This window comes from Acidovorax sp. GW101-11A03 (assembly GCF_059424825.1).
Window position 1 is genome coordinate 1 of the sequence record NZ_JBWKZU010000071.1, and the last position, 22,341, is coordinate 22,341.

The 22,341-nt window shown below is 68.6% G+C and carries 24 protein-coding genes; 9 read left to right on the forward strand and 15 right to left on the reverse strand.

Annotated features, from left to right (window positions below):
- Positions 1-1,042: helix-turn-helix domain-containing protein (locus tag AC07Z7_RS21495; protein ID WP_494767595.1), on the forward strand; the 1,042-nt coding region annotated here is incomplete at its 5' end.
- Between the two features lie 69 nt (positions 1,043-1,111).
- Positions 1,112-1,855, forward strand: coding sequence for a Vgb family protein (locus tag AC07Z7_RS21500; RefSeq protein WP_494767596.1), 744 nt, complete (start codon positions 1,112-1,114; stop codon positions 1,853-1,855).
- A 7-nt stretch (positions 1,856-1,862) separates the two neighbouring features.
- Here AC07Z7_RS21500 and AC07Z7_RS21505 read toward each other — a convergent pair whose 3' ends face one another.
- Entirely contained in the window at positions 1,863-2,243 is a 381-nt protein-coding gene (locus AC07Z7_RS21505) for a VOC family protein (protein WP_094289621.1), read from the reverse strand.
- A 241-nt stretch (positions 2,244-2,484) separates the two neighbouring features.
- On the opposite strand from AC07Z7_RS21505, the gene AC07Z7_RS21510 reads away from it, so the two are divergent.
- Positions 2,485-3,075 carry a flavin reductase family protein gene (locus tag AC07Z7_RS21510; RefSeq protein WP_494767597.1) on the forward strand — a complete coding sequence of 197 codons (591 nt, stop codon included), beginning with the start codon at positions 2,485-2,487 and terminating at the stop codon, positions 3,073-3,075.
- Positions 3,076-3,099: 24 nt separating this feature from the next.
- Here the strand turns inward: AC07Z7_RS21510 and AC07Z7_RS21515 are convergent, their stop codons facing one another.
- Positions 3,100-3,585 (reverse strand): hypothetical protein, encoded by a 486-nt coding sequence (locus AC07Z7_RS21515; RefSeq protein ID WP_094289617.1) that lies wholly within the window; start codon positions 3,583-3,585, stop codon positions 3,100-3,102.
- A 177-nt stretch (positions 3,586-3,762) separates the two neighbouring features.
- A complete protein-coding gene (locus tag AC07Z7_RS21520; RefSeq protein ID WP_494767598.1) occupies positions 3,763-4,482 on the reverse strand; it encodes a tyrosine-protein phosphatase in 720 nt (239 codons plus the stop codon).
- A 183-nt stretch (positions 4,483-4,665) separates the two neighbouring features.
- Here AC07Z7_RS21520 and AC07Z7_RS21525 point away from each other — a divergent pair, with 183 nt between their 5' ends.
- The gene (locus tag AC07Z7_RS21525; protein ID WP_494767599.1) at positions 4,666-5,508 is read left to right on the forward strand and encodes an AraC family transcriptional regulator; all 843 of its coding nucleotides are present in this window, start codon (positions 4,666-4,668) and stop codon (positions 5,506-5,508) included.
- On the opposite strand, the gene AC07Z7_RS21530 is transcribed toward AC07Z7_RS21525, so the two are convergent.
- The 6 genes from AC07Z7_RS21530 to AC07Z7_RS21555 form a co-directional block, all read right to left on the reverse strand.
- Positions 5,469-5,816, reverse strand: coding sequence for a DUF2834 domain-containing protein (locus AC07Z7_RS21530; protein ID WP_494767600.1), 348 nt, complete (start codon positions 5,814-5,816; stop codon positions 5,469-5,471). The two genes, AC07Z7_RS21525 and AC07Z7_RS21530, sit on opposite strands and share 40 nt — an antisense overlap.
- Positions 5,817-6,078: 262 nt before the next feature.
- Positions 6,079-6,429: a DUF4124 domain-containing protein gene (locus AC07Z7_RS21535; RefSeq protein ID WP_494767601.1), complete on the reverse strand. Its 351-nt coding sequence runs from the start codon at positions 6,427-6,429 to the stop codon at positions 6,079-6,081.
- 111 nt (positions 6,430-6,540) lie between these two features.
- A complete protein-coding gene (locus AC07Z7_RS21540) occupies positions 6,541-7,389 on the reverse strand; it encodes an acid phosphatase (RefSeq protein WP_494767602.1) in 849 nt (282 codons plus the stop codon).
- Positions 7,390-7,421: 32 nt separating this feature from the next.
- Positions 7,422-8,942: a class I adenylate-forming enzyme family protein gene (locus AC07Z7_RS21545; protein ID WP_494767603.1), complete on the reverse strand. Its 1,521-nt coding sequence runs from the start codon at positions 8,940-8,942 to the stop codon at positions 7,422-7,424.
- A 14-nt stretch (positions 8,943-8,956) separates the two neighbouring features.
- Positions 8,957-10,591: an acyl-CoA dehydrogenase family protein gene (locus tag AC07Z7_RS21550; protein ID WP_494767604.1), complete on the reverse strand. Its 1,635-nt coding sequence runs from the start codon at positions 10,589-10,591 to the stop codon at positions 8,957-8,959.
- Between the two features lie 33 nt (positions 10,592-10,624).
- Complete coding sequence (locus tag AC07Z7_RS21555) at positions 10,625-11,869, reverse strand: branched-chain amino acid ABC transporter substrate-binding protein (protein ID WP_494767605.1); 1,245 nt, start codon at positions 11,867-11,869, stop codon at positions 10,625-10,627.
- Between the two features lie 122 nt (positions 11,870-11,991).
- Here AC07Z7_RS21555 and AC07Z7_RS21560 point away from each other — a divergent pair, with 122 nt between their 5' ends.
- Positions 11,992-12,621 (forward strand): TetR/AcrR family transcriptional regulator, encoded by a 630-nt coding sequence (locus tag AC07Z7_RS21560; RefSeq protein WP_494767606.1) that lies wholly within the window; start codon positions 11,992-11,994, stop codon positions 12,619-12,621.
- A gap of 28 nt (positions 12,622-12,649) precedes the next feature.
- Here AC07Z7_RS21560 and AC07Z7_RS21565 read toward each other — a convergent pair whose 3' ends face one another.
- From AC07Z7_RS21565 to AC07Z7_RS21580, 4 genes are all read right to left on the reverse strand, one after another.
- On the reverse strand, positions 12,650-13,219 hold the full coding sequence (locus AC07Z7_RS21565; RefSeq protein ID WP_494767607.1) for a YbhB/YbcL family Raf kinase inhibitor-like protein: 570 nt from the start codon (positions 13,217-13,219) through the stop codon (positions 12,650-12,652).
- A 226-nt stretch (positions 13,220-13,445) separates the two neighbouring features.
- Positions 13,446-14,222, reverse strand: coding sequence for a helix-turn-helix transcriptional regulator (locus AC07Z7_RS21570; protein ID WP_494767608.1), 777 nt, complete (start codon positions 14,220-14,222; stop codon positions 13,446-13,448).
- A gap of 85 nt (positions 14,223-14,307) precedes the next feature.
- Entirely contained in the window at positions 14,308-14,529 is a 222-nt protein-coding gene (locus tag AC07Z7_RS21575) for a hypothetical protein (protein ID WP_494767609.1), read from the reverse strand.
- Entirely contained in the window at positions 14,526-17,438 is a 2,913-nt protein-coding gene (locus AC07Z7_RS21580) for a DNA topoisomerase III (protein WP_494767610.1), read from the reverse strand. Before AC07Z7_RS21580 ends, AC07Z7_RS21575 begins: the two co-directional genes overlap by 4 nt.
- Before the next feature lie 121 nt (positions 17,439-17,559).
- On the opposite strand from AC07Z7_RS21580, the gene AC07Z7_RS21585 reads away from it, so the two are divergent.
- Genes AC07Z7_RS21585 through AC07Z7_RS21600 form a run of 4 tightly spaced genes read left to right on the forward strand, consistent with a single transcriptional unit; the run spans position 17,560 to position 20,502 of the window.
- Positions 17,560-18,114, forward strand: a complete 555-nt coding sequence (locus AC07Z7_RS21585) for an SET domain-containing protein (protein ID WP_494767611.1) — start codon at positions 17,560-17,562, stop codon at positions 18,112-18,114.
- A complete protein-coding gene (locus tag AC07Z7_RS21590; protein ID WP_494767612.1) occupies positions 18,111-18,965 on the forward strand; it encodes a biotin--[acetyl-CoA-carboxylase] ligase in 855 nt (284 codons plus the stop codon). The genes AC07Z7_RS21585 and AC07Z7_RS21590 overlap by 4 nt, the downstream gene beginning before the upstream one ends.
- Positions 18,966-18,991: 26 nt before the next feature.
- Positions 18,992-19,720 carry an SPOR domain-containing protein gene (locus tag AC07Z7_RS21595; RefSeq protein WP_494767613.1) on the forward strand — a complete coding sequence of 243 codons (729 nt, stop codon included), beginning with the start codon at positions 18,992-18,994 and terminating at the stop codon, positions 19,718-19,720.
- A 38-nt stretch (positions 19,721-19,758) separates the two neighbouring features.
- Complete coding sequence (locus AC07Z7_RS21600; protein WP_494767614.1) at positions 19,759-20,502, forward strand: DUF6882 domain-containing protein; 744 nt, start codon at positions 19,759-19,761, stop codon at positions 20,500-20,502.
- A gap of 25 nt (positions 20,503-20,527) precedes the next feature.
- Here the strand turns inward: AC07Z7_RS21600 and AC07Z7_RS21605 are convergent, their stop codons facing one another.
- Positions 20,528-21,532 (reverse strand): MBL fold metallo-hydrolase, encoded by a 1,005-nt coding sequence (locus AC07Z7_RS21605; RefSeq protein WP_494767615.1) that lies wholly within the window; start codon positions 21,530-21,532, stop codon positions 20,528-20,530.
- A gap of 106 nt (positions 21,533-21,638) precedes the next feature.
- Positions 21,639-22,341: sensor histidine kinase (locus tag AC07Z7_RS21610; RefSeq protein ID WP_494767616.1), on the reverse strand; the 703-nt coding region annotated here is incomplete at its 5' end.

A 22,341-nucleotide genomic window follows, 5' to 3' on the forward strand; every position in this document is an offset into this window, starting at 1 on the left:
TGTGGTGGCCGAGGCCGAGGTGGCCCTGGCCCAGCGCGACCTGGGCGGCGATGGCAGCAAGGGCCCCGCAGCCTTGCTGACAGCGGCCCACACGCTGCAGGCCCACGGCGACACCACCAACGCGCTGCAGGCCCGGCTGGTGGCAGCACGCAGGCTGGTGCTGCTGGGGCGCCTGGCAGAGGCATCCGACATGCTGGCAGCCCACCCGGCCGACGGTGTGCCCCTGCCCACTCACCTGCCCGCCCCGCTGGCCGCCGTGGCCGCACTCACCTGCGCAGAACTGGCGCTGCGCGCCCTGCACATCGACGCCGCCCACACCGCCCTGCAACACGCCGAGCGGGCCGCGCAACATGCCGGTGTGCCCGCCCTGCAGGCCGAGGTGGCCCACGCGCGTGCGCTGCTGGCCCAGCCCGCTGCGCGCCTGCTGGCACCGGGCAGCGAACAGGCACTGCGGCTGCAGGACGTGGCCGCGCTGCGCGCATCCAGCCACACGCTGGTGGTCGATGCCTGCCGCCACGCGGTGCTTGCGGGTGGCGCAGCGCTGCCCCTGGCGCGCCGCCCCGTGCTGTTTGCGCTGGTGCGTGCGCTGGCCCAGGCCTGGCCCGGCGATGTGGACCGCGAGGCGCTGATTGCGAGCGTGTTCCGCACCCGCCACCCCGACGAGACGCACCGCGCACGGCTGCGCGTGGAGATGGGCCGCCTGCGCAAACTCATCGCGCCGCTGGCGGGCGTGGAGGCCACGGCGCGCGGCTTTGTGCTGCGCCCCCTGGGCGGACGCACCGTGGCCGTGCTGGCACCGCCCGTGGATGGCGCACAGGGCGCGCTACTGGCGCTGCTCGCGGACGGCGCGGCCTGGTCCACATCGGCCCTGGCACTGGCCCTGGGCGACAGCCAGCGCACCGTGCAACGCGCGCTGGCCGAGCTGGAGGCCAGCAGCCAGGTGCGCGCCATCGGCCAGGCCCGCGCCCGCCGCTGGGTGGCCGCGCCGCTGGTGGGATTCACGACGATCTTGTTACTCCCCACCACGCAGCCAAATCCCTAAAGTGGCCATACCGCCCACCGCACCACCTCATCAACGTGCACCGGGCACCCCCCGCAAGGAGCCATCGACATGACCGACACCACGCTTTCAACATCCGCCCACGACACCGCCTGCGGCAGCCAGTTGGGCGACACGCCCCCATCGCACCTGCAGCTGCCCATTGCCTTGCGCCGCCCTGCCGAGGTCGTGCGCGAATACGGACCCTTCCACGGAGCCAGCACCATCCACGGCGTGACACACGACGGCCAGCGCGTGTGGGCCGCCACGGGCGAGCGCCTAGTGGGTTTTGACCCGGCCAGCGGCGCCACCACCCGCACGCTGAACGTGGTGTGCGACGCGGGCACGGCGTTTGACGGCACGCATCTCTACCAGATCGCCGAGGCGCGCATCGACAAGATCGACCCGTCCACGGGCCAGGTGCTGGCCACCATCCCCGCGCCCGGCGGCGGCAACGACTCGGGCCTGACCTGGGCCGAAGGCAGCCTGTGGGTGGGCCAATACCGCGACCGCAAGATCCACCAGATCGACCCCGCCACGGGCGCGATCCGCCGCACCATCGAATCCAACCGCTTCGTCACCGGCGTGACCTGGGTGGACGGCGAGCTGTGGCACGGCACCTGGGAGGGCGAGGAAAGCAGCCTGCGCCACATCGACCCCACCAGCGGTGCCGTGCTGCAGCAGCTGGACATGCCCGCCGGCGTGGGCGTGAGCGGGCTTGAGTCCGACGGGGCAGGCCTCTTCTACTGCGGGGGCGGTGGCAGCGGCAAGGTGCGCGCCGTGCGGCGGCCCGGCGCCCAGAGCCAGAGCGCCTGAACCCGCATCACTTGGGCGGGCGGTGCAGCGCGCAGAGCTTGTTGCCGTCCGGGTCGCGCACATAGGCCAGATAGAGCCGCCCGCCCGGGCCTTCGCGCCAGCCCGGCGGGTCTTCGCAGGTGGTGCCGCCATGCGCCACCCCGGCGGCGTGGAAGGCATCAGCCTGCTCGGGCGACTGCATCGCAAACCCGATGGTGCCGCCATTGGCGAAGGTGGCGGGCTCGCCGTTGATGGGCGTGGTGATGCCAAAGGTGCCGTGCGGGCCCCGGTAGAAATAGCGGTTCTTGTTGGCCACTCCGGGCGGCACCCCCAGCGTGCCAAGCAGCGCGTCGTAAAACACCTTCGACACCTCCAGGTCGTTCACGCCGACCATCACATGACTGAACATCGTGTTGTCTCCATAGGGCCCCGAGGGGCGGTTGATAGAAGCTGAGAAGCAGGAGCATGTTACTTGCTGGTAGCACCGGGACGGCGCGGCCCCGGGTGCGCGGCTTTCTCCAAAGCCCTGCGGCTGCCTCGCCCCGGTTTTTCAAGCCAAAATGGCCGTCTGCGCGCGACTATCATGCGCCAATAGCTATTAAATATATAGCAAACAACTCCCATCCACAGCGCCCTCCGCCCCGCCCCTCATGCCAACCCCGCCCCACGCCCGCCCCGTCCCCCTCGACAAGGCCTACCGCCTGCTCAACCACGGCCCCACCGTGCTGGTGTCGGCCGCGCACGCGGGCCAGCACAACGTGATGGCGGCATCCTGGGCCTGCGCGCTCGACTTTGCGCCGCCCAAGGTCACGGTGGTGCTCGACAAGGCCACACGCACCCGCGAGCTGGTGGAGGCCAGCGGCCAGTTCGCCCTGCAGCTGCCCACCGTGCCCATGGCAGCCCTCACCGTCGCCCTGGGCACCGACAGCGCCAAGACCCAGCCCGACAAGCTGCAACGCCATGGCGTGGAACTGTTCAGCGCCCCCGGCCACCCCGCGCACACCACGCCCCCGCTGGTGCAAGGCTGCGCCGCCTGGCTCCTGTGCCGCCTGCTGCCCGAGCCCCACAACCAGCAGGCCTACGACCTGTTCATCGGTGAGGTGGTGGCCGCATGGGCGGATGAGCGCGTGTTTCGCCAAGGGCACTGGGAGTTCGACACTGCGCCGGAGGAGCTGCGCACGCTGCACTATGTGGCGGGGGGGCAGTTTTATGCGACGGGGGCGTCGGTGCGGGTCCGCTGAGCCCCACCGCCGCTCCCGCAGCCCTCACAGCCCGCCCGACGACTGCGACTGCAGCTCCCGAATGCGCAGGCCGCCGGGGGTGCGTGCCAGCACCATCGCGTCTTCGCTGGTCACCGTCATGCTGGGCAGGCCGCCTGCCTGCACCGTGGTGCGCTGGGTGTACTGCAGCCGGGCGGTGGTCCACGGAAAGCCGCCGCGTGTGATGCGCACGTTGTCGAACTCGGTCTGTGTGGTGGCCTGCAGCACCGTCAACGCGGCGGCCGATTGCTTGAGGTAGCCACACATCTCTGCCTTGCCGCCCTCGACCTCCCAGCGCCCGCGCTGGCCCTTGGCGGTCAGCTCGACCTTGAGGTCGTCGGCGTAGTCGTCACAGGCCACGCTGTCGCCCTGCATGCTGCGCGCGGCGTGCTGTGTCATCCAGCCCATCACGCGCGGCTCGGAAAACGTCAAACGGCCATGCGCATAAAAGCCACCCAGCAACACCAGGGCGATCAGTACCAGTCGGATCATGAGAGCAAGGGCGCACCAAAGCGCCGCAGAAAAGTGAAGCTGGGCATGCTACCCACGCGGGCCCACGGAATTCGGGGCATCGGCGCTGCGCCACAGAAAAAGGCGGGGGCCTGCAGCGCACAAGCAACAGTGCGCCATGGTCGGTGGGCACGCCAACCAGCAAGGCACATCAGGGCGTCACACCGCCTGCAGATACCGCCCTGCCAATTCCTTCTGCGCAGCGGCGTCCACGCCCAGCACGTCCACCAGATACGCCTGCACGCCGCCAAAGTCGTGGTCCACCATGTGCAGGGCGGCGTCCAGAAACTCCTCCTGCACGCGCCACAGCACGGCCAGCACTTCCTCGGGGGCGTGGCTGCCCATGCCTTCGGGGCGGCGGTAGAGGCTGTTGGTGAGCAAGTAGTCGTGCATGACCACGTCGCGCGGCACGCCCAGCGTGAGCAGGATGAGGGCGGCGGCAAAGCCGGTGCGGTCTTTGCCAGCGGTGCAGTGGAACACCATGGGCGCGTCGCTGGCCAGCAGCAGGCGGAACAGCTCGGCAAAACGCGGGGCGTTGTCGTGCACAAAGCCCCGGTAGGTGTCCTGCATCAGGCCCACGGCGTCTTGGGCGGTGAGCTGGCGGCCGGTGCGCTGCAGCTCCAGCGCGCGCTGCACCACGGTAGGCTCTATGTGCAGCGGGTGGTAGGCCACGCCGGGCAGTGCGTAGGCATGGGCGGCGCTTTCGGCCTGGCCGCGAAAGTCCACCGCGCGGGCCACGCCCAGCTCGGCCAGCAGGGCCTGGTCCTGCGCGGTCAGGCCCGCCAGGTGGTCGGAGCGGAAGATGCGCCGCCACGTCACGGGCCGCCCGCCGTGGCCGGTGTAGCCGCCCAGGTCGCGAAAGTTGGTGGCGCCTGCCATGGGCAGGGATCGGGTAGGGGTTGGCTGCATGGTGCGGGGCGCGGATTAGCGTGGGCCGGTGGGCGAAGCGCGAAGCATAGTCGGGGCGTGCGGCAGACGCATGTCGCGCGGGTGGCTGGCGCCTTTGCCAGTGACCGTGACATGGGCCACCGCGCCTTGCACGCAGGTGTGCAGAATCCAGGCATGCAGCGTTTGGTGCCCGTCCCCCCCGATTTACAGCCCTGGCTGATGGCTGCCGTGGTGGTCGATGCTCCGGTGGCGCTGGCACAGTCGCATTTCCCGGCCATGGTGTCGAGCATGCTGGTGGTGCGGCTGGCAGGCCAGGTGGTGTGCCGGGGCGAGCCCGTGCCACCAGCGGCGTGGATGAGCGCCAGCACCACGGCCACGGTGTACGAACACAGCGGGCCAGTGCAGGCCGTGGGGCTGGTGCTGCAGCCCGAGGCCGCAGCGGCGCTGTTTGCCAGCGCACGCGGGCTGGTGAACACGCTGCGGCCACTGGCAGAACTGGTGGGCCCGGCGTGGGCCGAGGTGGAACACGCAGTGCGCGCGGCGGCGGACGATGGTGCGCGGCTGCAGGTGCTGTGCCAGTTCATCCGCCAGTGGGTTGCGCCGCCATCGCCTTGTGAGGCGCGACGGTATCAGGCGCTGGCTTTGCTGCACGCGGCCAGCGACGATGCAACAGACGCGGGCCAGCGTCTGGGCCTGAGCCAGCGGCAGTTTGAGCGCCGCTTTGTGGCGCACTGGGGCATGGCGCCCAAGCAGTTTCAGGTGATTGCGCGGCTGAACAGCACACTGGGCAACGCCCTGGCCGCGCCCGGCGACCCGGTGGTGGGCCTGGCGGTGGACCAGGGCTACTACGACCAGTCGCACATGGCGCGCGATGTGCGCAGGCTGGCGGGCCAGCCGCTGCAAGCCCTGGTGCAGGGCAGCCGCAGCCCGGTCACCGAACACTGGCCCCTGCAGGTGGGTGCGCAGGCGCAGACGGGTCAGCCGCTGGAGCGGGCTGCGTCCATCCGCAAGCGCTGAGCCAGATACAGCGGCATCACAAACGCGAGCCCGATACCAAAGCACGCCGCGATATAGGCCCAGCGCCACGCGCCCAGGCGGCGGTCGGCCGCCACCCAGGCCGAGAACGCCACGGCGGCCAGGTACACGTCGCAGGTGATGCCGGTGGTGAGTGCATTGGCAAAGGCGTCGCGCCAGAAGACACCGGGCATCACGCTGCCACCGGCCAGAAAGTACAGGGTGTTGAAGTACCAGGGGATGGCCAGGCCCAGGGCGGCCAGCGCCCACAAAAATACACACAGGGATCGCGAGACAGGAGGGTTTTGCATCGGTGAAACGGCCCGTTTGCGCAGGCCGCAGGTGGTGAATCCAGCCACCGATTGAATGCGGACCACCCCGTGCGGGCTAGGAAAAAAACGACATGTGAGGCAGAGCGGCCCACCACCAGCGGCCCCTCATACCGGCATGCGTTCAAAAATACAAATCCGTTCACGCTGAGCCCGTCGAAGCGCCGCGCGAGGCTTCGACAGGCTCAGCCCGACCGGTTCTTGTTTATTGAACGCACACTGGTATCAGCCGCCCACCAAGCAGCTACTGCGCAGGCGGCAGCGACGTGAGCGCGCCGTCCACCGGCAGCTCCTGGCTGCCCTTGGGGCAGGACTGGTCGGTGTAGGTGGTGCGGCCGTCCCGCACACATTTGCGCGGCTGTGGGGCCACGGGTTGGGATGCGCCCGATTGCGCGGGGCGGGCCTGCGCAGCAGAAGGGCGCTTGTCGGGCGGCAGGGACTCGGGGCCGGGGCGGGTGATTTTTTTCCAGGCCTGTTCAGTCCACGGCCCGACCTGGGGCAGCCACTGGTCGGCGGTCCACCAGGCTGCGGCGGCAGCGGCCAGCAGCAGTGCGGCCAGAAGGGACCAGAGGGCACGTTCACGGGTGCTGCGCATGGTGCGGCGGGGCTACGATGATTCGAATGAGGATGGCCCGCCAACTGAAACGGACCTGCGGCCGCACAGTTTAAGAACTCGTTCCAATGCAATGCCCCGCCGCCGAACGGTTCAGGGTACCAGCGCGACGGATGCGCCCTGCGCGGCGGCCTGGGCTGGGCAGTGCGCGCCCGGCGTGACGCCACGTTGGCGGGCCTGTGCCACCTCCGTGCGTGCCAGCGTCAATTGGGCCTTGAACACTGCATCGGCCTGCAACCGAGCCACCGTTGCTGCGCCAACAAGACGGCCGGCTTCAATGTCACTTCTCCAGTGCACACCGCAGATGCCTCGGCTTTGCCCGAAGGCGCGGCCGCGCTGCAACAGAGCGTCAGCACGGTCGGGAGCCAGCTCCGTCAGAACCAGCGCCCAAGCCCACCCCACGGCCGAATGGCCCGATGGATAGGAGCCGTCCTTAGCGAGATAGCCTTCTTCCTGCGGTGTGCAACTGGGCTGGCCAAAGGCCACGAAGGGTCGAGTGCGCCGATAGTGGTCCTTGGCTTTGTAAGTGGCACGGCCCGCGTCTGTTAGTGTGCGGCGCAGCAGCATTTCCAGGTGTGGGGTGCCCTGAGTAGAAACGGGCACCCCCAGTGCGCAAGCGAAGGCCTGCGCCGCCGCAGGGAACTTGAGTTGCGCGTCCTGGTGTGCCAGTTCGCCGCGCGGGGTACTGCGCAGCGCCGCCAATTGGTGAAAGCTGGCGTCGTCCGCGGCTTGAGCAATGGATCCGGGCGCGGGCGGCGGCGGTAGCAAGGCCAGGCTGTCGGGCAGTTGCGCTGGCGTGAGGTAGCCATTCAGGTAACCAGAACCCGGGCGGCTCTCGCCCACCACCGTAGCCGAAGTGGGCGGCGTCTGCGTCGTGGAACAAGCGCCTATGCCGAGCGCCACACCTAGCAGGGCCAGAATGCACATGGTACGTGGATACATGGAAATAGATGCCGAGGGAGTTTTGGAGTGTGTCATTTTGCTTTGGGGGCCGTGTGGCGCAGAGTGTGTTTTAGTAATTTGCCGGTGGCGGTGCGCGGCAGGGTGTCATGCACCTCGAAGACCCGGGGGATCTTGTAGCGGGCCAGCCGGGGCGCAAGAAAGCTGCACAAGCCGTCTACATGCAGCGTGTGCCCGGGCATCATCACCAGCACGGCCACCACGGTTTCACCCCATTCAGGGTGCGGGCGGCCGATGACGGCCACGTCCTGCACGTCGGGGTGGGCGGCCAGCACATCCTCCACCTCTTTCGAGTAGACGTTCTCGCCGCCGGTGATGATCATGTCCTTGAGCCGGTCCACGATGAACAGGAAGCCGTCCTCGTCCACCCGCGCCAGGTCGCCGCTGCGGTACCAGCCCTGGGCGTCGAAAGCGGCGGCGCTGGCCTCGGGGCTGTCGAGGTAGCCCTGCATCATGGCGGGCGAGCGCAGGTGGATCTCGCCCACCTCGCCCGCGCCGCACAGGCGTCCGTCGGGGTGACGCACCTCGATGGCCACGCCCGGGATGCCGGTGCGGCCGATGGAGCCGGCCTTGGCGATGGCATCTTCGGGATAGAGCACAGAGCCCAGCGGGCCGGACTCGGTCATGCCATATACCTGCACGAAGCGGTCGCTGCGGTAGCTGGCCGCCAGCTTGCGCGCCATGTCGGCGCCCAGCGGGCCGCCGCCATAGGCCCACATGCGCATGGCGCTGAAGTCGTAGGCCGCCATGTCCGGCACCACGGCCAGCGGCGCCAGGAAGGCGATGGGCGCACCAAAGGTGAAGCTGATGCGCTCGGCTGCCAGGGTGTCGAGGAAGGCCTTGGGTGCGTACTCGCGCAGCAGCACGGCGGTGCCGCCCATCAGCAGGGTGCCCAGCAGCCAGTTGTTCAGCGGCGACGAATGCCAGACGGGCATGGCGATCAGCGTGCGCTCCTGGGGGCTGAGCGAGGTGCCGGCGGCAGCGCACAGCGCGGCGTGGAACACGTTGGCGTGGCTGTGCAGGCAGCCCTTGGGCTGGCCGGTGGTGCCCGAGGTGTAGAGGATCTCGGCCAGGCTGTCGCTGGCGGGCACGCCGTGCCCAGCCAGCGGCGCGGCCTGGGCCAGCAGGGTGTCGAACGAGGCCATGCCGTCGGCGGCGCTATCGGTGGCCAACCAGTCCACGGCGGTGTGGGTGCGGTGGGCCAGGGGCGCCAGGGTGCCGTCCACCAGGCAGAGCTTGATGCGGGCGTGGCCCAGGATGTAGTCCACCTCGGGCGCCTGCAGCTTGTGGTTGATGGGCACCACGGCCGCGCCCAGGCGCCAGGCGCCGAACAGCGCGAAGATGAAACCGGGGGTGTTCAGGCACAGCAGCGCCACGCGGTCGCCCGCGCGCACGCCATGGTGGTGCAGCACGCTGGCTGCGCGGCGGCTGGCGTCGGCCAGGGCGGCATAGCTCCAGTCCTGGCCGACGGCGCGCAAGGCCAGCCGCTGCGGCTGGGTGCGGGCGTGCTGGTCAAGCAGCGAGACGAAGTCCATCATTGGCGCGCCCCTCAGACCCAAGCCGCGCGCAACAGCGCAGCGGGGTCCGCAGTGCCTGCGGTGATGCCAGTAACCGGTCCCCAGTCGGGGTCGAAGCGGCTGCCGATGAAGGCGGCCGATGCGTCGGCGCTGGCGTGCTGCAGCATCAGGCACGCCTGGGTGGTGAGCGCCAGGCGCTGGGTGAAGCGGCGGGCCTGGCGTTCCAGCGCCTCGGGGGTCTGCGCCATGGCATCACGCAGCTGCTGCACTTGGGTCCGCACCACCGGGGCCTGGCTGGCCACGTCCTGCAGGTGGTCGAGCACCAGGTGGGCGTCATCGGGGTTGCGCGAAAGCGCGCGCAGCACGTCCAGGCACATCACGTTGCCCGAGCCCTCCCAGATCGAGTTCACCGGCGCCTCTCGGAACAGGCGGCCCATGGGGCCGGTTTCCACATAGCCGTTGCCGCCGAATACCTCCATGGCCTCGCCGGCCAGGCCCACGGCACGCTTGCAGTTCCAGAACTTGGCCACCGGTGTCATCACGCGGCGCCAAGCCGTGTCCAGCGGGGTAGCGGAACCGAAGCGGCTTGCCAGGTCCATTGCCAGCAGCGTGGCGGCTTCGGACTCCAGCGCCATGTCGGCCAGCAGCTCGGTCATCACTGGCTGCTCGACCAGGGCCTTACCAAAAGCGTGGCGGTTGCGGGTGTAGTGCAGAGCCTGCGTGAAGGCTTGGCGTATGAAGCCCGCGCTAGACAGCGCGCAGTCGAGCCGGGTATGGGTGGCCATCTCGATGATGGTGGAGATGCCTCGGCCTTTCTCGCCGACGAGCACGCCCCAAGCATCGTGAAACTCCACCTCGCAGCCACTGTTGGAGCGGTTGCCCACCTTGTCTTTCAGGCGCTGGATGTGGACGGCATTCTTGCTGCCGTCCGGCCGCCAGCGCGGCACAAAGAAGCAGGTGGGGCCGCGTTCGTCCGTCTTGGCCAGCACCAGGTGGCCATCGCACATGGGGGCCGAGAAGAACCACTTGTGGCCGGTCATGAGGAACTCCTCGCCCCAGGCACCGCTGCCGTAGGGCACCGCGCGGGTGGTGTTGGTGCGTACGTCGCTGCCGCCCTGCTTCTCGGTCATGCCCATGCCCACGGTGATCGAGCGCTTCTGCGCCAGCGGGATGTCGCGCGCGTCGTACTCCAGCGAACCCAGCAGCGGCACGGCCACGCCATACAGCGCGGGGTTCAGCCGCATCAGCGGAATGCAGGCCTTGGTCATGGTGGTGGGGCAGGTGGAGCCCGACTCGATCTGGCTGTGCATGTAGAGCGAAGCGCCATAGGCCGACCAGGCCGAGGGCCGCTCGTCGAAGAAGGGCAGGTTGGTGATGCCGTTGCGCCGGGCGATGGCCATCATGGTGTGCCATGCGGGGTGGAACCGCACCTGGTCGATGCGCTCGCCGGTGCGCGAGTGGGTGTGCAGCTCGGGCTCGAAGTGGTTGGCGTCCTCGGCCGCGCGCAGCGTGGCCTCGGCGCCGTACTCGGCGCCCTGGCGCACCAGCTCGGCATCGCGCCAATGGGCGCCGCCGCGCTCGACCGCGCGGCGCAGCACAGGGTCGCTGGTGTAGACGTTGTAGTCCTTGAGTTCAGGGGCCTGGTTGTGGGGATGGATGCCGGTCATGGGGGTCTCCTAGGATGTCGGGCAGAAGGGCCGTCAGCCCGGGGTCTTCATCTGGCAGGTAGTGGGCAGACTGGCGGCCGCGGTGTCGATGGTGGCCACCTGCTTCCAGCCCAGGCCGGTGTTTTCCTGGTCGTGCACCACGGTCTTGCCGTCCACCTTTTCCCAGCTCAGCACGTAAAGCGGCTGCTGGGCCTGGTGGTCGCTCTTGCGCATCTCGACCGGACCGTTCACGCCCTCGAAGCGCAGTCCCCCCAGTTTTGCCGCCACCTGCACCGGGTCGGTGGACTTGGCCTCGCGCATGGCCTGGGCCAGCATCAAGATGGCGTTGTGGCCCAGGCCGTTGATGAAGTCTTCGTTGAACTGGCGCTTGAAGTCGGGCAACAGGGGCTTGGCGGCCAGCTGTGGCGCGTTGGGGCTGAAGGCCGACACCAGCTTCACCCGCCCCTCTCCTGAGCCGCCCATGGCGCTGGGCACGCCGAAGTTGTTGGCATTGAGGGTGTAGAAGTCCACCGCCAGGCCGGCGTCGCGTGCGGCACGAATGATGAGGGCCAGGTCCGCGCCGAAGTCGGCGGTGATGACGGCATCGGCACCCGACTGCTTGATCTTGGCGATGTAGGGCGAATAGTCCTTCACCTGGCCCAGCGGGTGGAAGTCGTCGCCCACGATCTTCAGGTCCGGACGCTTCCTGGCCAGCATGTCGCGCGCGGCCCGCGAGACCTCCTGCCCGTAGGCGTAGTTCGGGTTCAGCAGGTGCACCTGCTTGATGTTCTTCTGCTGCGCGATGTAATTGGTCATCGCCTCGATCTTCATGTCCGAGTGGGCGTCGGTGCGGAAGTGCCAGTAGCTGCATTTGGCGTTGGTCATCTGCGGCGCCTGGGCGGCGTAGTTCAGGTAGACGATCTCCTCGCCCGGGTTGCGGCTGTTGTGCTTCTCGATGGCTTCCTGCAGCGCGATGCCCACCGCCGACGAGCTGGCGCCCTGCACCACGTAGCGGATGTTCTGGCCGATGATGGTGTTGAGCTGGCTCAGTGCTTCCTGGGCCGAGAGCCGGTTGTCGAAGGGCACGATCTCGAACTTCACCCGCCCCGCCCAGCCCTGGTCGCTGGCCAGTCTGGCGCTGTACTGGAAGCTCTTGAGCACGTTCAGGCCCAGGCCCGCCATGGGGCCGGACATGGCATCCAGCGAGGCTATCCTGACGGTGCCGGCAGGCTGTGCCGAGGCGGCGGTCGCGCAGGCCAGGGCGATGGCGCACAGGGGCGCCTTGAAATTCATCTTCATGCATGTCTCCGTTCTTTGGGGGGCCTTGTCTCCGCGGCATTTCTGCGTTGCAGAATGCGCGCTGGAGACACCCAAAAATTCTAGGAAGAACGCCCCCCGGGGGTGTTCGGATTCGCACCAGCATGAAACCAGCCCCCAGCCCCGCCCCGCTGCCCGGCAGAAGACGCCCCCGCCAGTCGCGCGCGCAGCACACCTCGCAGGCCCTGCAGGACGCCTTTGTTCGGCTTTTGGTCGAGCGCGGCTATGCCGCCATCACCATCCGCGAGATCGTCATGGTGGCGGGCACCGGGCTAGGCAGCTTCTACGAGTATTTCGCCAGCAAGGAAGACCTGGCGCGCGTCAGCCTGCACCTGCGCACCAAGGCGCTGCTGCTGGCCCTGCGCGGGGTGGCGGCCAGCCATGGGGGGCGGCCGCTGTCGGAGATCGTCGAGGCGGTGGTGGATTCGCAGATCGAGGCCCACCGCGACCAGCCCGCCGAGTGGGGCGGGCACTACCTGCTGGAGCGCCACTATTCCGGCGCCGAGGCCTACCGCAAGATGTACGAACGCTTCGTGGACGCCTGGGCCGGCGCCATCGAGGCGGCCGCCGGCCTGCCGAGCGGCTACCCGGTGCGCGATGCCGCCCGGGTGAGCCAGACCATCATGTACGGCCTGTTCTCCCACACCTACATGGGGTCGGACTGCCCGCCCGACGTGCAGCTGCTGCGCCAGCGTGCCTGCACGGCAATCAAGGCCTACCTGCTGGCAGCCTGAAGAGCAGACAGTACTGGCCCCACAAACATCACCGACGATAGCGCGCCGTGAGCGTGGCCTTGCCCAGGCTGTGGGCGTTGATCATGTAGCCAGCCAACGCAGCAGTGGCGTCGGCAGGCAGGTCCAGGCGCGGCACCTTGAGCGCATGCACGGTGAAGATATAGCGGTGCGGCGCATCGCCCTCGGGCGGGCAGGTGCCGCCCCAGGCAGCCACGCCGTAGTCAATGCGCACATGGCTGGCGCCTGCGGGCAGCTTGGCGCCGCCCGCTGCGCCAGCGTCGGGCCGCAGCTCGGCTGTGCTGGCGGGGATGTTGACTACCGACCAGTGCCACCAACCCGAGCCCGTGGGCGCATCCGGGTCGTAGGCAGTGATGGCAAAGCTCTGCGTGCCCGCGGGTGCGCCGCTCCAGCGCAGGGCGGGCGACTGGTTGTCACCCGCGCAGCCAAAGCCCTTGAACTCGAAGCGCTGGGGCAGCGTGCTGCCTTCGGCAAAGTCGGGGCTGGTGAGGGTGAAGGCCTGGGCTGGGGCGGCCAGTGCAAGGCCCAGGGCGGCGGCGGCGGTGAGGGCGCGAAGGGGGCGCGAAAGAGGAAAAGACATCAGAAAGGCTCCTTGCGATAGCGGGGTCGAACAAGGCCTTGATGGTGCGGTGCGCCGCGCCATGGCACTGGCCCGGCGGCGTCAAAGGTTGTGCGCGGCGCGTCAGGGGGACCTGCGCCCGATCCAGCACCACCGTTCTGGCTGAGCTAGTCGAAGCCTCTCGCGGCGCTTCGACAAGCTCAGCGTGAACGGGTTTTGTTGTTGGCGAGGGGGCTTCGATTCAGCATTAGGGCCGCAGCTGCGAGGGCGGAAAACCAAAACGCTCGCGGAACGCTGCGCTGAAGCGGCTGTGTGACTCGTAGCCACAGCGGGCCGCAATCTCGGACACCTGCAGCGCGGAGCTTTGCAGCAGCATGAGCCCCGTCTCCAGCCGCACATCGCGCAGGCACTGGCTCACGGTTTCGCCCTCTTGCGCCAGGCGGCGCTGCAGGGTGCTGGCGCTCATCGCAAACGCGGCGGCGATGCGCTCCAGCGTCCAGTTGGCCTGCGGGCTGGGGCCGATGAGGCGGCGCACACGCTCGGCCCAGCCCAGTTCGCCGGGCGGGGCAAACACGATGCCCGCCTCGGCCAGCATCAGCAGCACTTCGAGCGCGCGGTGTTCGCGCAGGGCCTGCGAGCTGGCCTCGCTCTCCAGCGCCGCCACGGCACGCATGTAGCTGTCTTCAAACGCCGCGTCGGCCGCCAGGCCCGCGCAGCCTTGCACCGCAGGCACAGCCGCAAACTGGCCGAACTGGCGGTGAAACTGCGCCACCAGCTCCGGCGCAAAACACAGGAGCCGCGCCACGTAGCGGCCCTGCGGGGCGGGGTCGTTGACGATCTCCCACTGTGCGCCGCGTGGCAGCACAAACACGCGCCCGCTGGGGTAGCGATGCCCGCCACCGGGCGTGACCAGGTGCTTGGTGCCCGACACCACCCAGCCCACCGAATCCATGCGCACCGTGACAGTGTGGATGCGGTGGTGGACCGTGGTGGCAATCTGCAGGGACAGTGCGGGTTCCATCATCTCTCTCTCCCTTGTGGCGCCCGCTCCATCCATCGCGCTGCGCCGTGCTGGGTGGCGGCAGGCTTTGCGCGGGCGCGGGGTGCCGTCAGCGCGTGCGCTCGCGCGTCACGCCCACATCGATATCGCCAAACACGGTCACGCCGCTGGCGCCCTGCGATGGCTGCGGGCTGGCGGGGTCGCTGGACCGTGCGGAGCCCGGCGTGCTGCTGCAACCGCCCAGCACAGCAGCAACAGCAACGACCACCAGCGCGGTTCGCCACACGCCCAGGGCGGGCGATGCGGCGGGCTTGCCGCCGTGGGGCGTCATCCTTCGCCGCCCAGGTGGTTGCCGAGGATGCCCGCCAGCTCGAACATGCCTGCGCTGTCCTTGCCGAACACGGCGCGCAGCTTGTCGTCGGCGACGATGGTGCGCTTGTCCTTGGGGTCCTGCAGGTTGTGGGTCTTGATGTATTCCCACATCTTCTTGACGGCCTCAGGGCGGGCCACGGGCTCGTTGCCGATCACGGCGGCCAGGGCGGCGCTGGGCGCCTTGCCTGCGGCAGCCTTGCGCGGGGCTTTGGCGGCGGTGGTTTTGGCGGCAGCCTTCTTTGCAGGGGCTTTTTTGGCCGCTGCGCCCGTCTTGCTTGCCTTGGCAGCTACTGTTTTTGCAGCAGCGCCAGGGCGCGGCGGGAACTTGCTGGGCGCAAACTCAAAGTTGACCTTGCCCGCCTCCTTGTCCCACGCCAGGTGGGCCTTGAAGTTGCGGCGCGTGCGCATGCTCACAAACTTGTCGAGCAGGTCGGTCTTGCCGGTCTCCAGCAGCTTGGTCATCTGCTCGCGCTCCACGGGCTGCTGCAGGATGATCTTGCCGCTCTTGAAGGTGCAGCTGGGCGTGGGCTGTGCGGTGGTGGGCACGGCCTTGCTGCACACGTAGTTGCTGCCGTGCTCGTGCACTTCCGAGCCACAGATGGGGCAGGCCCCCAGCGAGGCGTCGTCAAACTCGACTATCTCGCCAGACTCTTCGCCCTTCTTGTCGTCGCCAAAGTCGAATTCGAGCTTGTAGTTGTGCGCCTCGTCGTCGTACTTGATGACGATCTCGGACGTGAACGGCCAGCCCGCCTTGGAGCGGAAGCCCTCCAGCGGGCCGATCTTCTTGTCGCGCAGCAGGGTGTTGGCCTCAGCCGTTTCAAAGGTGCGGCCTGCGGGCGACTTGCCGAAGCTGAAGCCACAGCCCTCGGCGCCCGCCTTGCCTACACAGGCAAAGCGGCGGTAGTTTTCCTTCACCACGCCGCCGCAGTTGGGGCAGGGCGATTCGAGCGTGGCGTAGTCGCCAGGGATGGTGTCGCGGTCGTATTCCTTGGCCTTCTTGACCATGCGCTCGGTCATGGCGGCGATCTCGGCCATGAAGGCTTCGCGGCTCAGTTGGCCCTTTTCCATCTGCGAGAGCTTGTACTCCCACTCGCCGGTCAGGTCGGCGCGGCAGAGCTCCTCGACCTCCAGCCCGCGCAGCAGCGTCATGAGCTGGAAGGCCTTGGCCGTGGGGATGATCTCGCGGCCTTCGCGCAGCATGTACTTTTCAGTCAGCAGGCCTTCGATGATGGCTGCACGCGTGGCAGGCGTGCCCAGGCCTTTTTCCTGCATGGCTTCGCGCAGTTCGTCATCGTCGATCTGCTTGCCAGCGCTTTCCATGGCACCGAGCAGTGTGGCTTCGGAGTAGCGGGCGGGCGGCTTGGTCTTGAGGCCCTTGGGGTCAACCTGCAGGGTGTTGACCATCTCGCCGGGTTTGACGGGCACCAGGTTCTGGCCCTTGTCGCCGTCCTTGCCGCCTTCGACTTCGTCGGCCGCTTCCTTGCCATAGATGGCCAGCCAGCCGGGCTTGACCAGCACCTTGCCTTCGGTCTTGAAGCTGTGCGGGGCCACGGTGCTGATGCGCGTGGTCACCGTGTATTCGGCGCTCGGGAAGAACACCGCCATGAAGCGGCGCACGACCAGGTCGTACAGCTTTTGCTCGGCTTCGCTCAGGCCGCTCGGTGCCTGCAGCGTGGGGATGATGGCAAAGTGATCGCTGACCTTGCTGTTGTCGAAGATGCGCTTGGACGGGCGCACGTAGTTGTTGTTCAGCGCGGTGAGCGCGTGCGGCGCCAGGTGGCGCATGCCGCTGTCGGCCAGCATTTCAAAGGTTTGCTTGGCGACAGGCAAATAGTCCTCGGGCAGCGCGCGCGAGTCGGTACGCGGGTAGGTCAGGGCCTTGTGGCGCTCGTACAGGCTTTGCGCCAGGGCCAGCGTGGTCTTGGCACTGAAGCCGAACTTGCCGTTGGCCTCGCGCTGCAGGCTGGTCAGGTCGAACAGCAGGGGCGACGCCTGGGTGGTGGGCTTGCTCTCTTCGGTGACGGTGGCCTGCTTGCCGCGCACAGCGTTGGCAATGGCCTGCGCTTCGGCGGCAGACCACACGCGGTCGGCCTTGGCCTCCGCATCTTCGCCCTTCTTCCACTTGGGGTCGAACCACTTGGCAGGGTACTCACCCGCTTCAGCGCCGAAGGTGGCGTGGATTTCCCAGTAGTCGCGGCTCACGAACTTGCGGATTTTTTCTTCGCGCTCCACCACCAGCGACAGCGTGGGCGTCTGCACCCGGCCCACGGTGGTCAGGAAGAAACCTCCGTCGCGCGAGTTGAACGCCGTCATGGCGCGTGTGCCGTTGATGCCCACCAGCCAGTCGGCCTCGGAGCGGCTGCGCGCCGCGCTGGCCAGGCCCGCCATTTGCTGCTCGGAGCGCAGCGCGTCAAAGCCCTCGCGGATGGCCTGCGGCGTCATGGACTGCAGCCACAGGCGCTTGACGGGTTTGCCCAGGGGCTTGGCACCACCGGCGTACTGCTCGATCAGGCGGAAGATCAGCTCCCCCTCGCGGCCCGCGTCACAGGCGTTGATGAGTTCGGTCACGTCCTTGCGCTTTGCCTGCTTGACCACCGCGTTCAGGCGGCTCTTGGTCTTGTCCACGGGCTTCAGGTCAAAGTACGGCGGGATCACCGGCAGGTGCGCAAAGCTCCACTTGCCGCGCTTCACATCGAACTGCTCGGGGGCCTGGATCTCCACCAGGTGGCCCACGGCGCTGGTGACGACATAGCGGTCGTTCTCGAAGTGGTCTTCGTGCTTCTCGAACTTGCCCGCCACGGGGGTCAGTGCGCGCACGATGTCTTGCGCCACCGAGGGTTTTTCTGCAATTACCAGGGTCTTGGTCATTTTTTGGTTTCTCGCCAGTCTGGCTGTCCGGCATCCGGCCGGTCGCTTCTACAATCCGTTGCCTCACGCGTACACGCGCACGCGCATGTGTGTGCATATTCAAGTTAACAGAGTTTTTGCCATGCCCCGCACCGCACCGCCCGCTGCCCCCACTGTTGCACCAGGCCGCCGCATCCAGACGCGGCGCTCGGGCGTGCACGGCAAGGGCGTGTTTGCCGTGCAGGATATTGCAGAGGGCGAAGTCCTTGTCGAATACACGGGCGAAGTGATCGGCTGGCAGGAAGCGCAGGACCGGCACCCGCACGACCCCTTGCAGCCCAACCACACGTTCTACTTCCATGTGGATGAAGACTATGTGATCGACGCAAAGTTCGGCGGCAATTCGTCGCGCTGGATCAACCACAGCTGCAACCCCAACTGCTACGCCGACGAGCGGGACGGCCGCATTTTCATCACCGCGCTGCGCAACATCAAGGCGGGCGAAGAGCTGAACTACGACTACGGCCTGATCATCGAAGAGCGCTACACCCCGAAGCTCAAGGCCGAGTACCCCTGCTGGTGCGGCAGCCCCAACTGCCGGGGCACGCTGCTCGCGCCCAAGCGTGGCTGGGCGCCGCCGGTGCCGCTGCCGCCGTCCAAACCTTCCGCCAAGGCCGCCAAAAAGGCCCGGCGATGAATGCCCCCATCCGCTGGCCCGCCGAGGCCATCTGGGAGGCGGTGTCACCGCTGCTGCCGGGCTTCACTGTCGAGGTGCTGCCCACCATCGACTCCACCAACACCGAACTCATGCGCCGCGCGCGCGCAGGCCGGTGCGAGCCCACCCTGCTGGTGGCCGAGCAGCAGACCGCCGGGCGCGGGCGGCTGGGGCGGGTGTGGCAGAGCGATGTGGGGGCTTCGCTGATGATGTCTTTGGGCCTGCCGCTGGCGCCCAAGGATTGGTCCGGACTGTCGCTGGCTGTGGGGGTGAGCGTGGCCGAGAGCCTGCAGCCCGTGCTGCCGCCACTGGGCGCCAACCAGCCCGCGCGCGTCGGCCTGAAGTGGCCCAACGACCTCTGGCTGGGCGGAGCCGCAGGCGACCGCAAGCTGGGCGGCATCCTGGTGGAGACCGCGAGTTTTGTGGCGCCCCAGGCGATCTCCGCCCAGACGGGCGCCTGCACCACACGCTATGTGGTGGTGGGCATTGGCATCAACGTACTGCCCCGCAGCCCCGAAGGCATGAGCATGCCCCCTGGCAGCCTGCAGGAGGTGGAGCCGGGCCTGGATGCGCCTACTGCCCTGCAGCGCATCGTGCCCCCGCTGGCAGCCATGCTGCAGGCGTTTGAAGGCTATGGCTTTGCGCCCATGCAGCCCCGCTTTGCGGCCCGCGATGTGCTGCAAGGCCGTGCCGTGACCTTGAGCGACGGCCACACCGGCACCGCGCACGGCGTGGGTGACGATGGCGCCCTGCTGGTGCACACCGCGGGCGGAATGCAGGCCATCACCAGCTCCGAAATCAGCGTCCGGCCCAGCGCCGTGCCGCCGGTCTAAGAACGCCACAGAAAGGCACTCCCCCCATGCTCCGACTCGCCGTGATCGTGCTGCTGCTGGCCAACGCGGGCTACTTCGCGTGGTCGCAGGGCCATCTGCGTCCCTGGGGCTGGGCCCCGCAGGAGCAGGCCGAGCCCCAGCGCATGAACCAGCAGATCCGGCCCGAGACGCTGCAGATCCTGAAGGTGAATGCGAGCAAGACCTCCTCGGGCGCGCCCGTGCCCGCCCCTGCCGCACCGTCTGCGCCCACCGCAAGCACCACCACCGCCGCCGACAACCCCGCATCCGCCGCCGCCCCGGCCGCCGACCCCGGCGAGTGCCTGCAGGCCGGTGTGTTTGACGAACGCCAGGCCGAGGCCCTGCGCTCCGCCGCTGCAACCCTGCCCCAAGGCAGCTGGGCGCTGGAGCCCACACCCATTGCAGGCCGCTGGATGGTCTACATGGGCCGCTTTGAAGACCAGGAAACGCTGGACCGCAAGCGGGCCGAACTGCGCGCCCGCAAGGTGGACCACGACCGCGCCGGGGGCACGCTCGAACTGGGCCTGTCGCTGGGCCGCTTCACCACCAAGGAGGCCGCCGAGCGCGAGCTGGCCAACCTGGGCACCAAGGGCGTGCGCACGGCCCGCGTGGTGCAGGAGCGCCCCGACGCCCCCGGCTTCACACTGCGCCTGCCCGCCGTGAACGATGCCCTGCGCCCCCAGCTGGACGCCCTGCGCAGCGCCATGGCGGGCAAGACGCTGCGCACCTGCGGCTGAGAACCTGCTCCAGGCCCCCTCATCCCCACCGCGCCACCATGAGCGAAGAGCCGACATCTATCCAGTGCGGCGAGCACGGCGAAGCGGCGCCCACCTACATCTGCGGCCACCTGTGCCGCCACCCGGTGCAGCGCTGGTTTTGCGATGCACCCTCGCCAGACACCCCCTACCCGGACGCTTGGTGCGCCAGCTGCAACGCCGAGCTGATGCGGCATGGGGGCGAGTGGAACGAACACAACGCGCAATGCCTGGACCTTCAGATCCTGTGCCACCACTGCTACCAGGACGCCATGGCGCGCAGCGTGGAGGCCCTGGACGGCGATGCCGAAGCAGCCTGGATTGATGCGGTGACGCAGGGCCACCACACGCTGCGGGACAAGCAGCGCGCGCTGGAACAGGACCACGGCATCTCGCGCTTTGAGCGCTGGGACTACGATCAGTCCGCTGGCACCTTGACCTTCTCGGACGGCGGTGTGCCCCGTGTGGTGGCCGACATCGAGTTCATCGGCTCGGTGTCGGAGGCCAGCGGCACCTGGCTGTGGGCCTGGGCCAATTTCCACAACGAGACCCCGGTGGTATCGCGCATCGCGGCGGTGCGGGAGTTTGGCGAAGCCCAGGGCTTCCCGCACCTCACGGTGCCGCTGTGGAAGGGCGATGCCACCGATGGCTGGGAGCTGGCGGGTGTGGCCGCCCAGGTGCTGGGCGCCCAGGGCGTGTACCGCGTGCCCACGGCCCGGGGCTTTCTGTACATGGCACTGATGTCGGTACAGAGGATGGCGTAAGCACCGCCACTACGTCAGCGCAGCGCTACATCAAAGGTATGGCGCGCGTCTCGCCCTGCCGCAGGAGCCAGACGCGGTCCTGCGGCAGGCCACGCTGCGCCAGCGCGGCGGCCAGGTCGCGCGGCGGGTGGTCGAAGGCCTCCTGCGTCAGCATGAACGTGCCCCAGTGCACGCCCATGGCCTGCCTGGCTTCCACATCCAGCATCAGCTGCACGGCGTCTTCGGGGTTCACGTGCATGGGCTTCATGAAGTCGCGGGGCAGGTAGGCACCGATGGGCAGGGCCAGAAAGTCCACGGGCCCCAGGCGCTGGCGGATGGCCTTGAAGTCGTCGCTGTAGCCCGTGTCGCCCGGGAACAGAAAGCGCCAGGGCGCAGCCGCCTGCGGGCGCACCCATTCCAGCAGATACCCGCCCCACAGCGAGGCATTCGTGTCCCACGGGGTGCGGCGACTCCAGTGCTGGGACGGCGTGAACACCACGCGCACGCCGGGGGCGATGTCGGCGTGCTCCCACCAGTTCAGCGCGGTGACGGAGCCCATGCCCCGCTGGGTGAACCAGTCGGCCAGCCCCAGTGGCACCACAAAGCGGGGCGACTGGCCCGCGTCGCGCAGGCGGCGCAAGGTGCCGTAGCACAGGTGGTCGTAGTGGTTGTGCGAGATCAGCACCACGTCGATGGGCGGCAGCTCCTCGGGCGCCAGGGGCGCGGGCACGCGGCGCGGGGCGCCGAAGCGGCCCAGGGGGCCCGCAAAATCGCACAGCGTGGGGTCCATCAACACGTTCAGGCCCGCCACCTGCAGCAGCATGGAGACATGGCCCAGCCAGGTGATCACGGGCGCCTGCTGGCGCTGTGCCAGGCGCGCCGGGTCCACGGGCTGCGTCCACTGCCGGGCAAAGGCCTCGTAGCCGCCCGCCGGTTCGCTGCGCGGCTTGAAATCGCCGCGCAGCGAGCGCCAGACCATTTCGTACCAGGGGAAGTTGCCGATCACCACGGCAGGGTGCGTGTTGGCAAAGCGGCGGGGCGGTGGCGTCATGGGGGTGCTGCGTCAGTGCGGTGAGGTCGCATGATGCCGGATGGCAGGTTCCGTGGCGGGTGGCCAGGGCATCGCCGCTGCGGCGCAGGCCCGGCCCTCCGCCAGATCAGCCCTCCGCCACCACATCCCGCGCCACAAAACGCACGCTGAAGCGCGCCCCCGGCGGCTGCTGGCCGGGGCGCGCGTCTTCGAGCGTGACCTCGGCGCCATGCTGGCGTGCGATCTCCAGCACGATGGGCAGGCCCAGGCCGGAACCGTCGGCCTCGCTGCCCAGCGCGCGGTAGAAGGGCTGGAACACCAGCTCGCGCTCGGCCTCGGGGACGCCGGGGCCGGAGTCTTCGACCTGCAGCAGCAGCACCTGGCCAAAGGTGTCGGCCAGCACGCGGGCGGTGACCACGCCGGGTTTCTCGGCCGTGGAGGGGGTGTAGTTGATGGCGTTGTCGAGCAGGTTGCGCACCAGCTCCTTGAGCAGCGTGGGGTTGCCGTCCAGGGCCACGCCAGGGGTGCCGGGTTCGGCGCCGTCGTAGCCCAGGTCGATGTGTTTGTCGAGCGCACGCGGCACGGAGTCGCGCACCACCTCGATGGTCAGGCGCGCCAGGTCGCAGGGCTGGCGCGCAAACGCCACGCCGCCGCCTTCGGCGCGTGCCAGGGCCAGCAGCTGGTTGACGGTGTGGGTGGCGCGAATGCTGGAGCGGCCGATCTGCTGCAGCGAGCGCTTGAGTTCTTCGGTGCTGGTGCCTTCGCGCTGGGCCAGGTCGGCCTGCATGCGCAGGCCCGCCAGCGTGTACTTGAGCTCGAGCGCGTCGTCG